Source organism: Sciscionella marina DSM 45152 (assembly GCF_000379465.1).
Lineage (GTDB): Bacteria > Actinomycetota > Actinomycetes > Mycobacteriales > Pseudonocardiaceae > Sciscionella > Sciscionella marina.
Genome location: NZ_KB905391.1, coordinates 38,645 through 54,322, shown reverse-complemented (window position 1 = coordinate 54,322; position 15,678 = coordinate 38,645). Strand labels below are relative to the sequence as shown.

The 15,678-nt window shown below is 69.1% G+C and carries 15 protein-coding genes; 3 read left to right on the top strand and 12 right to left on the bottom strand.

Annotation, left to right across the window (positions count from 1 at the left end; genetic code table 11):
* Positions 1 to 7: 7 nt before the first annotated feature.
* From A37U_RS0116540 to A37U_RS0116515, 6 genes are all read right to left on the bottom strand, one after another.
* Positions 8 to 991, bottom strand: a complete 984-nt coding sequence (locus A37U_RS0116540; RefSeq protein ID WP_020497767.1) for a VWA domain-containing protein — start codon at positions 989 to 991, stop codon at positions 8 to 10.
* Entirely contained in the window at positions 991 to 1,932 is a 942-nt protein-coding gene (locus A37U_RS0116535; protein WP_026197284.1) for a DUF58 domain-containing protein, read from the bottom strand. Before A37U_RS0116535 ends, A37U_RS0116540 begins: the two co-directional genes overlap by 1 nt.
* 5 nt (positions 1,933 to 1,937) lie before the next feature.
* Complete coding sequence (locus A37U_RS0116530) at positions 1,938 to 3,044, bottom strand: AAA family ATPase (RefSeq protein WP_020497765.1); 1,107 nt, start codon at positions 3,042 to 3,044, stop codon at positions 1,938 to 1,940.
* A gap of 113 nt (positions 3,045 to 3,157) precedes the next feature.
* Positions 3,158 to 3,913 carry a 3-oxoacyl-ACP reductase FabG gene (gene fabG, locus A37U_RS0116525; RefSeq protein ID WP_020497764.1) on the bottom strand — a complete coding sequence of 252 codons (756 nt, stop codon included), beginning with the start codon at positions 3,911 to 3,913 and terminating at the stop codon, positions 3,158 to 3,160.
* Between the two features lie 26 nt (positions 3,914 to 3,939).
* Entirely contained in the window at positions 3,940 to 5,151 is a 1,212-nt protein-coding gene (locus A37U_RS0116520) for an acyl-CoA dehydrogenase family protein (RefSeq protein WP_020497763.1), read from the bottom strand.
* 68 nt (positions 5,152 to 5,219) lie between these two features.
* The gene (locus tag A37U_RS0116515; RefSeq protein ID WP_020497762.1) at positions 5,220 to 5,483 is read right to left on the bottom strand and encodes a hypothetical protein; all 264 of its coding nucleotides are present in this window, start codon (positions 5,481 to 5,483) and stop codon (positions 5,220 to 5,222) included.
* A 247-nt stretch (positions 5,484 to 5,730) separates the two neighbouring features.
* Here A37U_RS0116515 and A37U_RS0116510 point away from each other — a divergent pair, with 247 nt between their 5' ends.
* On the top strand, positions 5,731 to 7,869 hold the full coding sequence (locus tag A37U_RS0116510) for an EAL domain-containing protein (RefSeq protein WP_020497761.1): 2,139 nt from the start codon (positions 5,731 to 5,733) through the stop codon (positions 7,867 to 7,869).
* Positions 7,870 to 7,880: 11 nt separating this feature from the next.
* On the opposite strand, the gene A37U_RS0116505 is transcribed toward A37U_RS0116510, so the two are convergent.
* From A37U_RS0116505 to A37U_RS0116490, 4 genes are read right to left on the bottom strand one after another with little or no spacing between them, the layout of a single operon-like run.
* Positions 7,881 to 10,271 carry an ATP-binding cassette domain-containing protein gene (locus tag A37U_RS0116505; protein ID WP_020497760.1) on the bottom strand — a complete coding sequence of 797 codons (2,391 nt, stop codon included), beginning with the start codon at positions 10,269 to 10,271 and terminating at the stop codon, positions 7,881 to 7,883.
* A complete protein-coding gene (locus A37U_RS0116500; protein WP_026197282.1) occupies positions 10,268 to 10,678 on the bottom strand; it encodes a VOC family protein in 411 nt (136 codons plus the stop codon). Before A37U_RS0116500 ends, A37U_RS0116505 begins: the two co-directional genes overlap by 4 nt.
* 5 nt (positions 10,679 to 10,683) lie before the next feature.
* A complete protein-coding gene (locus A37U_RS0116495) occupies positions 10,684 to 11,127 on the bottom strand; it encodes a helix-turn-helix transcriptional regulator (protein ID WP_026197281.1) in 444 nt (147 codons plus the stop codon).
* A gap of 35 nt (positions 11,128 to 11,162) precedes the next feature.
* Positions 11,163 to 12,539: an MFS transporter gene (locus A37U_RS0116490; protein WP_020497757.1), complete on the bottom strand. Its 1,377-nt coding sequence runs from the start codon at positions 12,537 to 12,539 to the stop codon at positions 11,163 to 11,165.
* A gap of 58 nt (positions 12,540 to 12,597) precedes the next feature.
* On the opposite strand from A37U_RS0116490, the gene A37U_RS0116485 reads away from it, so the two are divergent.
* A complete protein-coding gene (locus tag A37U_RS0116485; RefSeq protein ID WP_169526885.1) occupies positions 12,598 to 13,110 on the top strand; it encodes a MarR family winged helix-turn-helix transcriptional regulator in 513 nt (170 codons plus the stop codon).
* A gap of 11 nt (positions 13,111 to 13,121) precedes the next feature.
* Here A37U_RS0116485 and A37U_RS0116480 read toward each other — a convergent pair whose 3' ends face one another.
* Positions 13,122 to 13,892 carry an ABC transporter permease gene (locus A37U_RS0116480; protein ID WP_020497755.1) on the bottom strand — a complete coding sequence of 257 codons (771 nt, stop codon included), beginning with the start codon at positions 13,890 to 13,892 and terminating at the stop codon, positions 13,122 to 13,124.
* Positions 13,889 to 14,836 (bottom strand): ATP-binding cassette domain-containing protein, encoded by a 948-nt coding sequence (locus tag A37U_RS0116475; RefSeq protein ID WP_020497754.1) that lies wholly within the window; start codon positions 14,834 to 14,836, stop codon positions 13,889 to 13,891. The genes A37U_RS0116480 and A37U_RS0116475 overlap by 4 nt, the downstream gene beginning before the upstream one ends.
* A gap of 76 nt (positions 14,837 to 14,912) precedes the next feature.
* Here A37U_RS0116475 and A37U_RS0116470 point away from each other — a divergent pair, with 76 nt between their 5' ends.
* Complete coding sequence (locus tag A37U_RS0116470) at positions 14,913 to 15,668, top strand: TetR/AcrR family transcriptional regulator (RefSeq protein ID WP_020497753.1); 756 nt, start codon at positions 14,913 to 14,915, stop codon at positions 15,666 to 15,668.
* Positions 15,669 to 15,678: the final 10 nt, after the last annotated feature.

Sequence of the window (15,678 nt, the reverse complement as noted above, 5' to 3'; positions counted from 1 at the left end):
ACAACAATCACGGTACGCGTTGGTTCAGCCCGATCGCGCCCGCGGCGGCGATGATCGCAAGCGCCGTGCCGAAGATCAGCCAGGGCCTGCTCGCATCGGCGACCCGCTTCTCATAGCCGATCTGCTCGCCGATCGTGTCGTAGACCTTCTTCAGCTCATCGGCGCTCGCGGCCTTGAAGAAGTTGCCCGCGGAGAGGTTGGCGATCTCGTGCAGTGACTCGTCGTCCACGTCCACCGGAACCGGGGTGCCGTCCACGTCCACCGAGGCTCCCACGGTGCCGAAGGAGATCGTGGACACCGGAACGCCCTGCTTCTTGGCCGCGCGCGCAGCGGTGTATCCGCCCCGCGGATCGTCCGGATTCCAGGTCGGCACCGTCTGCTTGCCGTCCGACATGAGCACGATCCGGGCCGGCGGCGGCCCGTTCGGCCCGGCGACCACCTCGCCGAAGCTCTTGATGGTGTGCAGCGCGGAGAAGATCGCCTCACCGGTGGCCGTGGAATCGGCCAGCTTCAGCGAATCGATCGAGCTGACCACCGGGCCCCGGTCGGTCGTCGGGGACACCAGGGTCACCGCGGAACCGGCGAACGAGATCAGCCCGAGGTTGATCCCCGGGGTGAGGTCGGTGACGAAGGACTTCGCCGCGACTTTCGCCGCCCCGATCCGGGTCGGCCGCACATCCGTGGCCTTCATCGACTGCGAGGTGTCGACCACCAGCATCACGATGGCCCGGTTCCGCGGCACCTTCTGCTCGGCGGTCGGCCCGGCCAACGCCACCGTGAGGACCAGCAGGGCGACACCGAGCACCGCCGCGGGACCGTGCCGCCACCAGTTCTGGCGTTTCGGGGCGACCTTGTCCAGCATCGCCAGATTGGTGAACCGCATGACGTTCCTGCGCCTGCGCCGCTGCACCAGCACGTAGCCGAACACCAGCGCGGCCACCGCCAGCAGCAGCAGGAACCACCACGGGTCGGCGAATCCGGAAAGACTCATCAGGCTCCGCTCCACCTTCGCTTGCGGGCCATCACGAACCGGACCATGTCGGCGATCCAGTCCGAATCGGTACGCAGCACCAGGTGCCCGGCGCCCACCGTGCGCAATGCCGAGGCGACCTCGGTCCGGTGCGCGGCCGCCGCGGCGGCGAACTCCTTGCGCAACAAGGGGGTGGTGTGCACCTCCCGTTGCCGGCCGCTCTCCGGATCGGCGAGTACTACGCTGCCGACATCGGGCAGCTCCACGTCCCGGGGATCAAGAATTTCGACGGCGAGCAGTTCGTGCCGGTTGCTCAGCCCGCGCAGCGCGCGCAGCCAGTTCACCTCGCCGAGGAAATCGGAAACGACCACGACCAGGCCCCGCCGCCTCGGTGGCCTGCGCAGTGCCTCGAGCACCTCCGCGAGATCACCGCGGGTGCCTTCCGGGGCCAACGGGGTCTCGGCGACCTTGCGCAGCAGCCCGCGGGCGTGCGCCAGCCCGCCGCGGGCCGGGTACCGGTCGGTGCGCTGGCCCGTCGCGACGACCGCGCCGATCCGGTTGCCGCCGCCCCTGGTGAGGTGGGTGACCGCGGCGAGCGCGCAGATCGCCAGGTCCCGCTTGGCGCACACCGCGGTGCCGAAGTCCAGACTCGGCGAGAGATCCATGCCGACCCAGGTCTCCAGCTCCCGGTCGGCGATCGTCTCCCGGATGTGCGGCTGGGTCATCCGCGCGGTGACCGCCCAGTCCATCCGGCGCACATCGTCACCGGGCTGATAGGGCCGTGCCTCCCCCGCCTCGCTTCCCGGCCCGGGAACCAGGCCGAGATGGTTGCCCTGCAGCAAACCGTCGAGCCGGCGCCGGACGTCGATCTCCAGGTTGCGCAGCCCCGCCTCCAGCCGGTCCCCGCTGAGCACCGGTGGCGCCCAGGGAGCCGCCCTTCGCTGCCGCGCCTGCTCCGCCACCAAGCTCAGGACCTGCCCGGAGCCTGCTGCGTCTGGGGCATCATCGCCTGCTGTGGCTGCTGCGGCTGGGCCTGCGGAGCCTGCGGGCGCGCGGCGACCTGCGGCAGCGGCACGGTCTGCAGGATGCGGGTGATCAGGTGGTCGAGCGGAACCCCATCGGCGAGCGCGTCGTAGGAGAGCACGATGCGGTGCCGGAGCACATCCGGGACCACGTCGACCACATCCTGGGGAAGCACGTAGTCCCGCCCGCGGACCAGCGCGAGCGCGCGGGCGCTGGCGATGATGCCGAGGCTCGCACGCGGCGAGGCTCCGTAGGCGATCCACTGCGCCACATCGGCCAGCCCGTGCTCGCCCGGCGCCCTGCTGGACGCGACCAGGCGCACTACGTAGTCGACGAGCGCGTGGTGCACGAAGACGTTGCTCGCCACCTCCTGGAGGCGGGTCAGCTGCTGCGGGGAGAGCACCTGCTGCGGGCTGGGCGGGGTGACGCCCATCCGGTACACGATCTCCCGCTCCTCCTCGACCGTCGGGTACTCCACGACGATCTTGAACAGGAACCGGTCACGCTGCGCCTCGGGCAGCGGGTAGACGCCCTCGTTCTCGATCGGGTTCTGGGTGGCGAGCACCAAGAAGGGATCCGGGGTCTTGAAGGTCTCGCCGCCGATGGACACGTGCCGCTCGGCCATCACCTCGAGCATCGCCGATTGCACTTTCGCCGGGGCGCGGTTGATCTCGTCGGCGAGCACGAAGTTGGCCATCACCGGGCCGAGCTCCACGTCGAAGCGCTCGCTGCCCTGCCGGTAGATCCGGGTACCGAGGATGTCCGCGGGCACCAGGTCGGGCGTGAACTGCACGCGTGCGAAGGACCCGCCGACCACCCGGGCGAAGGTTTCCACCGCGAGGGTCTTCGCGACACCGGGAACGCCTTCGAGCAGCAGGTGCCCCCTGGCGAGCAGACCCACGAGCATCCGCTCCACCAGCCGGTCCTGCCCGACGATGACCCGCTTGACCTCGAGTACCGTGCGCTCGAGCAGCTGCGCGTCGGCCGCCGGTGTGGCAACCGGGCCGCCCGCTTCCTGGCCCGTCCCGACTTGTTGGCCCTGATTGGTCACCGCGAAGTCCTCCCCGGATACGAGTGCCGCGACGGTTCCAGCGAAACCTACGCGGGGTGTAACGGGCGTGAACTGCCGCCCGCGCCCGTCACCCTAATAAGTCCGCGCCGCGTTCAGCAGAGGGGGCCACCGGCCACATAGATCACCTGGCCGGACACGAAACCCGCGCCCTCGCTGACGAGAAAGGACACGGTGTGCGCGATGTCCTCGGGCTGGCCGACCCTGCGCACCGGGATCTGCTCCGCCGAGGCCTTCTTGAAGTCCTCGAAGCCGACCCCGACCCGTTCCGCGGTCGCCGCGGTCATATCTGTCTCGATGAAACCGGGTGCGACCGAGTTCGCGGTGACCCCGAACCTGCCGAGCTCCTTGGCCAGCGTCTTGGTCAGCCCCTGCATGCCCGCCTTGGCCGCGGAGTAGTTCGCCTGGCCACGATTGCCGAGCGCCGAGGAGGAGGACAGGTTCACGATCCGGCCGTACTCGGCCTCCACCATGTGCTGCTGGACGTGCTTGGACATCAGGAAGGCCCCGCGCAGGTGCACGCCGAGCACCGTGTCCCAGTCGTCCTCGGTCATCTTGAACAACAGGTTGTCCCGGATCACCCCGGCGTTGTTGACCAGTACGGTCGGCGCCCCCAGCTCCTCGGCCACCTTCGCGACCGCGGCCTGCACCTGATCGTCCTTGGACACGTCCGCGCCGAGCGCGACGGCCTTGCCGCCCGCACCGGTGATCGCGGCGACCGTGTCCGCGCAGTTGGCCTCGGCGATGTCGAGCACCCCGACGGCCATCCCGTCGGCGGCCAGCCGTTTCGCGGTCCCCGCGCCGATCCCCCGCGCCGCTCCGGTGACGATCGCTACCCGCTGCTCTGCCATGTGTTCTCCTTACTCCATACCGTTGTTCAGCTGTACTGCTTGAGTTCCCGCCGGGCGAGGGATCGTTTGTGCACCTCGTCCGGGCCGTCGGCGAAGCGCAGGGTCCGTGCCTGCGCCCAGAGGAAGGCCAGCGGGGTGTCCTGGGATATCCCGCAGGCCCCGTGCGCCTGGATGGCCTTGTCCAGGATCCACTCCACCCCGGCGGGGGTGGCGATCTTGATCGCCTGGATCTCGGTGTGCGCGCCCCGATTGCCCACCGTGTCCATCAGCCACGCGGTCTTGAGCACGAGCAGGCGCAGTTGCTCGACCCGCACCCGAGCCTCGGCGATCCAGTCGGTGATCACCCCCTGCGCCGCGAGCGGTTTGCCGAACGCCTCGCGCCCGAGCACCCGCTTGCAGGTCAGCTCGATCGCCCGTTCGGCCATCCCGATCAGCCGCATGCAGTGGTGGATCCGCCCGGGCCCCAGCCTGGCCTGCGCGATCGCGAAGCCCTCACCCTCCCCCGCGATGATGTTCTCCGCGGGGACGCGCACGTTCTCGAACACGATCTCGGCATGCCCACCATGCGGGCCGTCGTCATAGCCGAACACCCGCATGCCGCGTTCCACGCGCACACCGGGAGTGTCCCGCGGCACCAGCACCATCGACTGCTGGCGGTGCCGCTCCGCGCCGGGATCGGTCTTGCCCATCACGATGAAGAGGGCGCAGTCCGGGTTCATCGCGCCGGAGGACCACCACTTACGCCCGTTGATCACGTACTCATCGCCGTCGCGTGCGATCCGGGTGCCGATGTTCGTGGCGTCCGAGGAGGCCACATCCGGCTCGGTCATGCAGAACGCCGAGCGGATCCGCCCGTCGAGCAACGGTTCGAGCCAGCGGCGCTGCTGTTCCGGGCTGCCGAACTGAGCGAGTACCTCCATGTTCCCGGTGTCCGGGGCGGCGCAGTTGAGCGCCTCGGGGGCCAGGTGCGGGCTGCGCCCGGTCAGCTCCGCCAGCGGCGCGTACTGGAGATTGGTCAGCCCGGCCCCGCGTTCGTCGTGCGGAAGGAAGAGGTTCCACAGCCCGCGTTCCCGGGCCGCGGACTTGAGGTCCTCGATGACCGGCGGCCGCGCCCACCGATCCGCTGCCGTGGCGACCTGCTCCGCGAAGGCGGGCTCGGCCGGGTAGACGTGCTCGACGAGAAAGCCGCTCAGCTTTTCCCGCAGCGCCTCCGTCTTGTCGTCATAACCGAAGTCCATGACCGGAGCATACTGACTAGTCGGTATGGCGCATAGTCACCGCAGCGCGTTCCCCACTCCGGAGCGGTTCAGTCCATCAGGAAGTACGCCCAGTCGCCGGTATCATCCCGGCCGAGCACATAGCGCGATTCGATCTTGGGCCCGCCGTGCAGATACACGTGCGTGAGCACCTGGCCCTCCTCCGGCTGGTGCAGCTGCTGGCTCCGTCCGTCCAGCGGCCCGCCGAGGCAGCGCGCGCTCGGTTCCGGGTCCACCCGTTCCGGGGTCCCGGCCGCGTTCGCGGCGAGTGCTGCCCAATCGCCGAGCTCTCCGGCGATGTCGTTGTCGGCCATGACTCCAGCCTGGCATGGTCCCCCAGGGCGCGCCAACCTCCACGGGAATGCGCACTCTTGGTGCCAGCGGGTAACCACTCAGAAGATCGTCTTCACTCGAACGGACCAACATCGTCCTTCGGGGTTCGCCGGATTAGGCGCCACGCCCGGTAGGTCCTAGAATCAACGGGCCTTGACCCGACCGTGTGTTTCATTCCTCTGGGTAAGACGGCCCCTACCGAACATATTTGAGCGAGAAGGATTTTCGTTGCACGGTGAAGCGCCCGCCGGCCACGACGACGGTCCCACCAGCGAAGTGATCGAGTCATTCGCCTCCTCGATCGCCAGCCTCGCCGCGGTGGACAGTAACCTCGCCGTACCTCCCGCGACGCTGCGCTCCCTGCTCACCGCGCAGTTCACCCGGCTGGTGGCCGCACTCCGGGAACCCGGCGACGACAAGCCCGCCGACCACGAGCTCGGCTACCGGATGGGTGCCGAAGTCCTCACGGTGAACCTCAACGGTCCGACCGCGTTACCGACCGTGCTCGCCGCCCTCCAGGCCGACGTCCTGTCACTCGCGGGTGTCCCGGACGGGGAGGACAATCAGTCCCGGCTGCGCACGATCACCGGTGGGTTCGCCGCCGGCTATGTACACGCGGTCCGGGAACGGCTGCTCGATGAGCAGGAGTCGATCAAACGCTCGGCGCTGCTGGCCAACGAGGCGGCGGAACGCTCCCGCCGCCGTTCCGAGGCACGGTTCCGCGCGGTGTTCACCAGGACCGGGATCGGCATGGCGCTCGGCGACGTGGAGGGCCGGTTCGTCGAGGTCAACCCGACCATCTGCCAGATCTTCGGGCGCAGCGCGGAAGAACTCGTCGGCCACGCGGTGCTCGAGTTCACCCACCCCACGGACAAGAAGCGGCTCACCGACTTCTACCAGGAACTCGTCACGGGCAAGCGCGAATCCTTCGCCGACGAGTTCCAGGTGATGAACGGCCAGGGCGAACCGGTGTGGACGCACGTGACCATGACGATGATGCCCGAATCGGAGAGCGGCGAGCGCTACGCGATCGGGACCGTGGAGAACGTGACAGATCTGCAGCTGCTGCGCGCGGAACACAACCGCACCGTCGAACACGACCGGCTGACCGGTCTGCCGAACAACGACCGGTTGCGCACCAGGATGAACGACCTGCTCGAGGACGCCGAACAGGGCGAGCAGGTCGCGCTGTGCTTCTTCGACATCGACGGGTTCAAGGTCATCAACGACGGACTCGGCGGAGAGGTCGGCGACAAGATGCTGCTGTCGCTGGCCACCGCGCTGCGATCCAAGTTCGGCGGCACCCGCAACACGGTCGCGCGGGTAGCCGGTGACGGTTTCGCCGCGCTCGTCCGCAATCCCTACTCCAGCAAGTGGCTCATCGATCAGGTCCAGGATCTGCAGTCGCTCGTCGGCGAGCCGTACTTCGTGGACAAGAAGCAGGACGGCGTCGCGCTCTCCCTCTCGACGGGCATCGTGATCCACGAGGCCACCACCATCGGACCCGATGAACTGATCCGCGCCGCCGAGATCACGCTGCACCGGGCGAAGGCCAAGGGCAAGGCGCAGTGGATGTTCTACGACGCCGAGCAGGACGCGATCGATCGCAGGCGGTACCACCTCGGCGCGATCCTGCCCGGCGCGCTCGAATCCGGCGAGTTCTCGCTGTTGTTCGAACCCGCGAAGCGGCTGGCGAGCAACGAGGTGCAGGCCTACATCGCCTCGCTGCGGTGGTGGCGGCGCGACACCGGATACCTGCGCGGTGAGGACTTCATGCCCCTTGCCGAGGAGACCGGCATGGTGGTCGAGCTCGACCGATGGGTGATCAACGAGGTCTGCGGGAACATCGCACGCTGGCAGAACGAGTTCGAGACACCGGTCCCGCTCATCTCCATCCCGATCGCCTCGCGCACCGCCCGCGATCAGGATCTGGTCGGCATCGTGCGGGAAGCCTTGCGCGCCAACAAACTCTCCGGCGAGGCGCTCGGCATGCTGGTGCCCATGCACGAACTCATCGATCCCGAATCCGATGCCGTCGAATCGGTCGAGGTACTCACCGATCTCGGTGTGCGGGTCAACGCCGACGGCTGCGGTGGCGGTCCGAGCCTGTTCGACCTGGAAAACGTTCCGGTGCGCACCCTGCGGCTGATTCCCGAGGTCGCCGCGCGCGTCACCACCCCATCCGTGCGGGCCGGGGTGGAAGCTTTCGTGACCATGGCGCACGGTGTCGGCCGCACCGTCGCGGCCAGCGGGGTCGACACCACCGAACAGCTCGAGGCGATGCGCGAGATCGGCGTGAATGTGGCCTGTGGCACGGCGATCGGCCAAGCCCTCTCCGCCCCGCAGCTGGCGGCCGGCCTCGGCTGAGGGCGCCGGGCTCAGCCGCCGACGTACTCCGCGAGGTGCTCGCCGGTACGGGTGGACCGGCCGGCCACGAGATCCCGCGGGGTTCCCTCGAAGACGATCCGTCCGCCGTCGTGTCCCGCACCCGGACCGAGGTCGATGATCCAGTCGGCGTGGGCCATGACGGCCTGGTGGTGTTCGATCACGATGACCGATTTCCCGGCGTCGACGAGCCGGTCGAGCAGTGCGAGCAACTGTTCCACATCGGCGAGGTGCAGTCCGGTGGTGACCTCGTCGAGAACATAGATCCCGCCTTTACCGCCCAGATGCGTGGCCAGTTTGAGCCGTTGCCGCTCGCCGCCGGACAGCGTGGTCAGCGGCTGACCGAGCCGCAGGTAGCCGAGCCCGACATCGGTGAGTCGCTCGAGGATGGCGCCCGCGGCCGGGGTGCGCGCCTCGCCCGCACCGAAGAACTCGGCGGCCTGGGCCACCGACATCGCGAGCACCTCGCTGATGTCGCACCCGCCGAGGTGGTGTTCGAGCACCGAGGCATCGAACCGCTTGCCCTCGCACTCCTCGCAGGTGGTGGCGACCCCGGCCATCATGCCCAGATCGGTGTAGACGACACCGGCTCCCTTGCAGCCCGGGCAGGCACCCTCGGAGTTCGCGCTGAACAGGGCCGGTTTCACGCCGTTGGCCTTGGCGAACGCCTTGCGGATCGGGTCGAGCACCCCGCTGTAGGTGGCCGGGTTGCTGCGCCGGGAGCCCTTGATCGGCGCCTGGTCGACCGCGACGACCCCGTCCCGCCCGGAGACCGATCCGTGGATCAGCGAGCTCTTGCCCGAGCCGGCCACCCCGGTCACCACCGCGAGCACGCCGAGCGGGATGTCGACGTCCACGGACTGCAGGTTGTGTTCGCTCGCGCCGCGAATCTCCAGCGTTCCCGTGGGCAAGCGGACCGTTTCCTTGAGTGCGGCCCGGTCGTCGAGGTGGCGTCCGGTGACGGTGTCACTGCCCCGCAGGTCCGCGACCCCGCCCTCGAAACAGACGGTGCCACCCGCGGTACCCGCGCCCGGGCCGAGGTCCACGACGTGATCGGCGATCGCGATGGTCTCCGGCTTGTGTTCCACGACGAGGACGGTGTTTCCCTTGTCCCGCAACCGGAGCAGCAGTTCGTTCATACGCTGGATGTCGTGCGGGTGCAACCCGATCGTCGGCTCGTCGAACACGTAGGTGACATCGGTGAGCGCGGAACCCAGGTGCCGGATCATCTTGGCGCGCTGTGCCTCGCCGCCGGACAGTGTGCCCGCCGGGCGGTCGAGGCTGAGGTAGCCGAGTCCGATCTCCACGAAGGAGTCGAGCGTCTCCCCCAGTGCCACGAGCAGCGGGCCGACCGAGGGCTCGTCCAGCGAACGCACCCACTCGGCGAGATCGCTGATCTGCATCGCGCAGGCCTCGGCGATGTTCAGGCCCGCGATCCTGGCGGACCGGGCGAGCTCGCTGAGCCGGGTTCCCTCGCATTCCGGGCAGGTGTCGAAGGTGATCGCCCGGTCCACGAACGCCCGGATGTGCGGCTGCATCGACTCGCGGTCCTTGGCGAGCATCGATTGCTGGATCCGCGGGATCAGGCCCATGTACCAGACGTTGACGCCCTCGACCTTGATCCTGGTCTGCTCCTTGTAGAGCAGATCGTTCAGCTCGCGCTTCGTGTACTGACGGATCGGCTTGTCCGGGTCGAGGTAACCCGAACCCCGGTAGATGCGGCCGTACCAGCTGTCTCCGGTGTGATTGGGCACGAGCAGCGCGCCCTCGCTCAGTGATTTGCTGTCGTCGTAGAGCTGGGTGAGGTCGAAATCGGAGACCCGGCCCATGCCCTCGCAGCGCGGGCACTGGCCACCGGTGACGCTGAAGCTGCGGCGCTCCTTCACAGTCCGGCCACCGCGTTCGAAGCTGACCGCCCCCGCCCCACTGAGCGAGGCGATGTTGAAGGAGAACGCCTTGGGGGACCCGATCTGCGGTTCCCCGATCCTGCTGAACAGCACCCGCAGCATGGCGTTGGCGTCGGTGGCGGTGCCGACCGTGGATCGGGCATCGGTGCCCATCCGCTCCTGGTCCACGATGATCGCGGTGGTCAGCCCGTCGAGCAGGTCGACTTCCGGGCGGGCGAGCGTGGGCATGAACCCCTGCAAAAAGGCACTGTAGGTCTCGTTGATCATCCGCTGCGATTCCGCGGCGATCGTGCCGAAGACCAGTGAGCTCTTGCCCGAACCGGAGACCCCGGTGAACACCGTCAGCCGCCGTTTCGGGAGTGCGACGCTGATATCGGCGAGATTGTTCTCCCGCGCACCGTGCACCCGGATCAGGTCATGGCTGTCCGCCACGTGCCCGGCGGACGAGCGCTTCGCTGTTCGGGTGGCTGTGCTCATGGCCGCTCCTGGATACGGATCATGTTGCCGGCGGGGTCACGGACCCCGCAGTCGCGAACCCCGTACGGCTGCTGGGCCGGTTCCTGGACGATCTCGGCGCCGCCGGCCTGGACCCGTTCGAACGTGGTGTCCAGGTCCGGGGTGGCCAGCAGCACCATTCCGTAGGTGCCCTTGGCCATCATCTCCGCGATGGTGTGCTGTTCCTCCTCGGTGACCCCGGGGCTCGCAGCGGGCGGGTACAGCACGATGGAAGTGTCCGGCTGGCCCGCGGGACCGAGCGTGATCCAGTGCATACCGCCGTACTCCACGTCCATGCGGACCTCGAAGCCGAGGGTGTCGCAGTAGAAGGCCAGCGAGGCCTCCGGATCGGTGTGCGGGAGGAAACTCGAGTGGATGCTGATGTCCATGCCGGTCACGCTAGTTGCGGCGCACCGGAGGGCGCTTCTCGATTCCTGATCGGTCTGGTGACCTGTTTCGCCACGCACGAGGGCATTCCTTCCGTCGCGGAACCCGCCTCGTTCCGGTAGGTACTCGGTGACATGCCGACCAGTTCGGTGAAGCGGCTGCTGAAGGTGCCGAGCGAGGAGCAGCCGACCGCGAAGCAGACCTCGGTGACGCTGAGATCGCCCCGGCGCAACAGCGCCATGGCGCGTTCGATGCGCCGAGTCATCAGATAGGAGTAGGGCGACTCCCCGTAGGCGCGGCGGAACGCGCGACTGAGATGCCCCGCCGACATGTGCACACCCCTGGCGAGCGCCTCCACATCCAGTGGCTGCGCGTACTCGCGGTCCATCCGGTCCCGAACCCGGCGCAGCAAGGTCAGGTCGCGAAGGGACTGAGCAGGTCTGCTGGTCACACCGCGAATCCTGCCATACGGCGGTCCGTTTCGGGTCAGTTCGTCCTGGCCGCGGCGAGGACCACGAGCACCGCCGCGAAAGCGAGCACCCCGAAGCCGTAGACCGCGAGCGCCGAAACCGGGGCGAGGCTGACCACCAGCGTCACCACGCACACCCCGAGTGCGGTGCCGATCCCGCGCGCCATGTTCACCATCCCCCCGGTCAGTCCGGAGAAACTGGCCGGGACCGCGGACATCACCAGGGCGTTGTTCGCCGGGGTGAACAGGCCGAGCCCGATACCGAGCACGAACAGACCGACCGCGAGCAGCCAGACCGGCGTCGCCGCGAACACGAGCACAAGCAGCGCCAGCACGCACAGCACACCGCCCGCGACCCCGCGCCGCCTGCTCGACCAGGCCTCGGGCAGCAGCCGGGAACCGAGGGTGGCCGCGACCGCGAACCCCGCGGGCAGCGCCGTGGTCACCGCGCCCGCGAGTCCGGCGTCCTCGGGCAGCAACGCGGGCACCAGCACCAGCGGGCCGAACAGCACGAGATAGCCGACCAGTGCCCCGCTCAGCCCGGCCCGCACCACCCGGGTGGAGAACAACCACGGCGGTACGAGCGGAATCCGCGAGCGGCGCTGCCGCAGCACGAAGCCGGCGAGGGCCAGCACCCCGAGCGCGAGCGCGCACGGCGGAACCGCAGCGGGCACGTCGAGCCCGGAGACCGAGGAGAGGCCGAACAGCACCAGACCCGCCCCGAGCGCGAGCAGCACCGGATCGGTGATCGCGACCGGACCGGGCGCACAGCGTTCCCTGGTGCGCGGCAGCAGGAGATAACCCGCGACGAGACCGAGCGCCCCGACGGGCAGGTTCACCAGGAACACCCAGCGCCAGCCGAGCCCGTCCACCAGTACCCCGCCGATCAGCGGACCGATGGCCAGACCCAGCGCCTGTGCCGCCGCCTGCATGCCGAGGGCACCGCGCCTGCGTTCGGCGGGCACCGCGGTGGAGACCAGGGCGACGCTGTTGGCCTGCAGCAGTGCCGCCCCGCAGGCCTGCAACACGCGGAACACGATGAGCCAGCCGAGACTCGGGGCCATCCCGCAGGCCGCCGAGGCCGCGGTGAACACGGCGAATCCGTAGAGGTAGAGCTGCTTGCGGCCGAACCGGTCGGCGAGCCGCCCGACCGGGACGAGCAGCGCGACCAGGGTCAGCAGATAGGCCAGCGAGACCCACTGCACGGCGGCGAGGCTGGACCCGAAGGAGTCCCGGATCCCGCCGAAAGCCAGCGTCACGATCGAGGCGTCGAGCTGCCCGAGAAACGCCCCGAAGCAGACCGCGCCGACCGCGAGCCAGGGTGCCGAGCGCAATGCCACGATGCGGCGCGGCCGAGGTGCTTCGGTTCGCAACACTTCGAGCAGCGCACTCACGCTCCCAAGAATACCTCGATCTCCGATGTATTTGGAGGGGTGCTCGTATTCTGTAATCGTGACAACACCATTTGTGGGGCCATTCGAGCCGAACGAACCCGCCGAAGTCGACGCCCGGCGCCTCACCGAGGTCGTTACCCGGCTGCGCAGGGCGCTGCGGACCAGCATCCGGAGCGATTACCCGTGGGAATCCCGTCCCATGGCGCAGGTCGAGCTGCTCATGACGCTCGCGGACAACGCCCCGGCACGCGTCGGTCATCTCGCCGAACTGCTCCAGCTCGCGCCCAACACGGTCAGTGGGCTCGTGCAGCAGCTCGTGGACGCGGGGCTCGCCTCCCGGCAGACCGATAAGGGCGACCGCCGCGCCGCGAGCATCACACTCACCCCGGAGGGTGAACGTGAGCTGCGCGGCTGGCGCCAGGCACACGAGCAGCGGATCGGTTCCGCGCTGGACCGCCTGGCCATCGACGACCGAGAGGCCGTACTCGCCGCGCTGCCCGCGCTCGATGAGCTGGTCGACCAGCTGGTCGCCGTCTCCGGGGTCAGCGGGGTCCGGCCGCTCGCCTACTAGCCGCGGCCGGTTCAGCCCCGCCGGTACCGGCGTACCGCGAGTGGCACGAACACCAGGAGCAGCAGCACCGGCCAGCACCCGGCGAGCACGACCGGATGCTGACCTGCCCAGGTCTGCGCACCCCAGCCGGGGTTGCCGAACAGTTCCCGGGCGGCGGCCGCGGTCGCCGAGAGCGGGTTCCACTCCGCGATCGCGCCCAGCCAGGGCGGCATGGTGGACGGGGACACGAACACGCTCGAGCAGAAACCGAGCGGCCACACCAGGATCTGCACCGCGGTGACCAGTTCGGTCCGGCGCACGAGCAGCCCGAGGTAGATACCGAGCCACACGAGCGCGAACCGCAGCAGCAGAAGCAGCGCCACCGCGGCGAGCGCAGGCCCGATCCCTTCGTGGGCCCGCCACCCGACGAGCAGTCCGCAGCCGAGCAGCACGGCGAACCCGGCACAGGAGTTCAGCATGTCGGCGGCCGCACGAGCGGTGAGAATCGCCGTCCTGCGCACCGGCATGGCGCGGAACCGATCGGTCACACCCCGGTTCAGGTCCGCGGTGACCGCGCCGAGCGTCGACTCCAGGCCGAACATCATCGCCAGCGCGTACACCCCGGGCATGAGGTAGTCCAGATAGGATCCGTTCGGCACGGTGAACGCGCCGCCGAACAGGTAACCGAAGATCAGCACCTGCAGCACCGGGAACAGCAACGCGATCACCACCGGGGCGGGCTGGTGCACCCAGCGCTGTACTTCCCGCCTGGTCAGCAGGTATCCGTCGAGCAGTGCGGTCATCGGCGATCCCCGTCCCCGGTCAGCGCGAGGAAGGCCTCGTCCAGGGTCGGCTGACGCAGTTCGATATCGGCGAGCTCCACCGGGGCCGAACGCAGCGCCCGCACCAGGTTGTCCAGAGCGGCCAGCCGGTCGGTCACCCCGATGCTGGCGGTGTTCGTCTCCGGATCGAGGTGCACCGCTCCACCGACCGCTCCGGTCAACAGCTCCCCCGCGCGTTCGAGCTGCCCGGGTTCGCGCACGATCACGTCGATCCGGTCCCCGCCGAGCCGGGACTTGAGTTCCCGTGGCGCCGCCTCCGCGATCACCCGGCCCCGGTCCAGCACCGTCACCCGATCGGCCAGCTGATCGGCCTCGTCCAGGTACTGCGTGGTGAGCAGCACCGTGGTGCCCTCGGCAACCAGTTCGCGCACGGAGTCCCAGACCTGGCCGCGCCCGCGCGGGTCGAGCCCGGTGGTCGGTTCGTCGAGGAACAGCACACTGGGCGCCCGCACCATGCTGGCCGCGATGTCCAGCCGCCTGCGCATCCCGCCGGAATAGGTGCACACCCGCCTCCCGGCCGCCTCGCCGAGCCCGAAACGTTCGAGCAGTTCCCGTGCACGTGTCCGGGCCCGCCGCGCGGGCAGATGATGCAGCCGCGCGTAAAGCTCGAGGTTCTGCCATCCGGTCAGTTCCTCGTCCACCGTCGAGTACTGCCCGACGAGCCCGATCCGCATCCGCACCCGCGCCGGGTCCGCGCGTACATCGATCCCGTCCACCAGGGCACTGCCTTCGTCCATCGCCGTCAGAGTGGTCAGGATCCGTACCACCGTCGTCTTGCCCGCCCCGTTCGGCCCCAGCAGGCCGTGCACCCGGCCGGGTGCCACCTCCAGCCGGATCCCGTCGAGCGCCGTCTTCGATCCGTACCGCTTTCGCATTCCGTCGACTGAAATCACCACGCCGTACACTGTACCGTACAAAGTACTGAACAGAGTGAACTACGCTGGCGCGCGGCCACACGCAGGACGAGATGGGTTAGGTCGGATGCCCGAATTCGTAGGCGCCTCGGACCCGGCGCGCAGCATGGCGCTTCTCTGGCGCGGTGCCGAACAGGGGAAACGCAAGGGCGGCAAAGACATTTCGGTGGACAAGGTCCTTGCCGCGGGCATCGAGATCGCCGATGCGCACGGGCTGGGCCTGCTGTCGATGCGCAAGGTCGCCGAACACCTCGGCGTCGGCACCATGTCGCTGTACACCTATGTGCCCGGCAAGGCCGAGCTGCTCGACGTCATGGTCGACGCGGTGCACGCGGACTGCACCGGCCCCTATCCGGAGGACGCGGGCTGGCGGGACCGGCTGCGCCAGGTCGCGGAGGAGAACTGGGCGCTCTACCAGCGGCACCCGTGGCTGCGGCACGTCGCCTCACCACGTGGCGGCCTCGGCCCGAACGTGATCGCCAAGTACGAGCACGAACTGCGTGCGGTGGACGGCATCGGGCTCAGCGATATGGAGATGGACCTGGTGATCGGCCAGATCGGCTGGCACGTGCACAGCGCGGCGCGCGAGCACCTGGACGCGGCCGAGCTCGAGGCGCACTCCGGGGTCAGCGACATGGAGTGGTGGTCCACCGCGGGCCCGCTGCTGTCCAGGGTGCTGCCCGCGGACCGGTTCCCGGTGGCCACCAGGGTGGGCACCGCCGCCGGTGAGGAGAACCAGGCCGCGAGCAACCCGAAGCGGCTGCTCGCCTTCGGCCTGGAACGCATCCTGGACGGGATCGAGGCGCTGCTCGCCGACCGCTGAGCCAGCGGCA

Coding starts and splice junctions, on each gene's coding strand:
- A37U_RS0116540 (WP_020497767.1), bottom strand. CDS start 991: ATGAGTCTTTCCGGATTCGCCGACCCGTGGTGGTTCCTGCTGCTGCTG.
- fabG (WP_020497764.1), bottom strand. CDS start 3,913: ATGGCAGAGCAGCGGGTAGCGATCGTCACCGGAGCGGCGCGGGGGATC.
- A37U_RS0116520 (WP_020497763.1), bottom strand. CDS start 5,151: ATGGACTTCGGTTATGACGACAAGACGGAGGCGCTGCGGGAAAAGCTG.
- A37U_RS0116515 (WP_020497762.1), bottom strand. CDS start 5,483: ATGGCCGACAACGACATCGCCGGAGAGCTCGGCGATTGGGCAGCACTC.
- A37U_RS0116505 (WP_020497760.1), bottom strand. CDS start 10,271: ATGAGCACAGCCACCCGAACAGCGAAGCGCTCGTCCGCCGGGCACGTG.
- A37U_RS0116500 (WP_026197282.1), bottom strand. CDS start 10,678: ATGGACATCAGCATCCACTCGAGTTTCCTCCCGCACACCGATCCGGAG.
- A37U_RS0116480 (WP_020497755.1), bottom strand. CDS start 13,892: ATGACCGCACTGCTCGACGGATACCTGCTGACCAGGCGGGAAGTACAG.
- A37U_RS0116470 (WP_020497753.1), top strand. CDS start 14,913: ATGCCCGAATTCGTAGGCGCCTCGGACCCGGCGCGCAGCATGGCGCTT.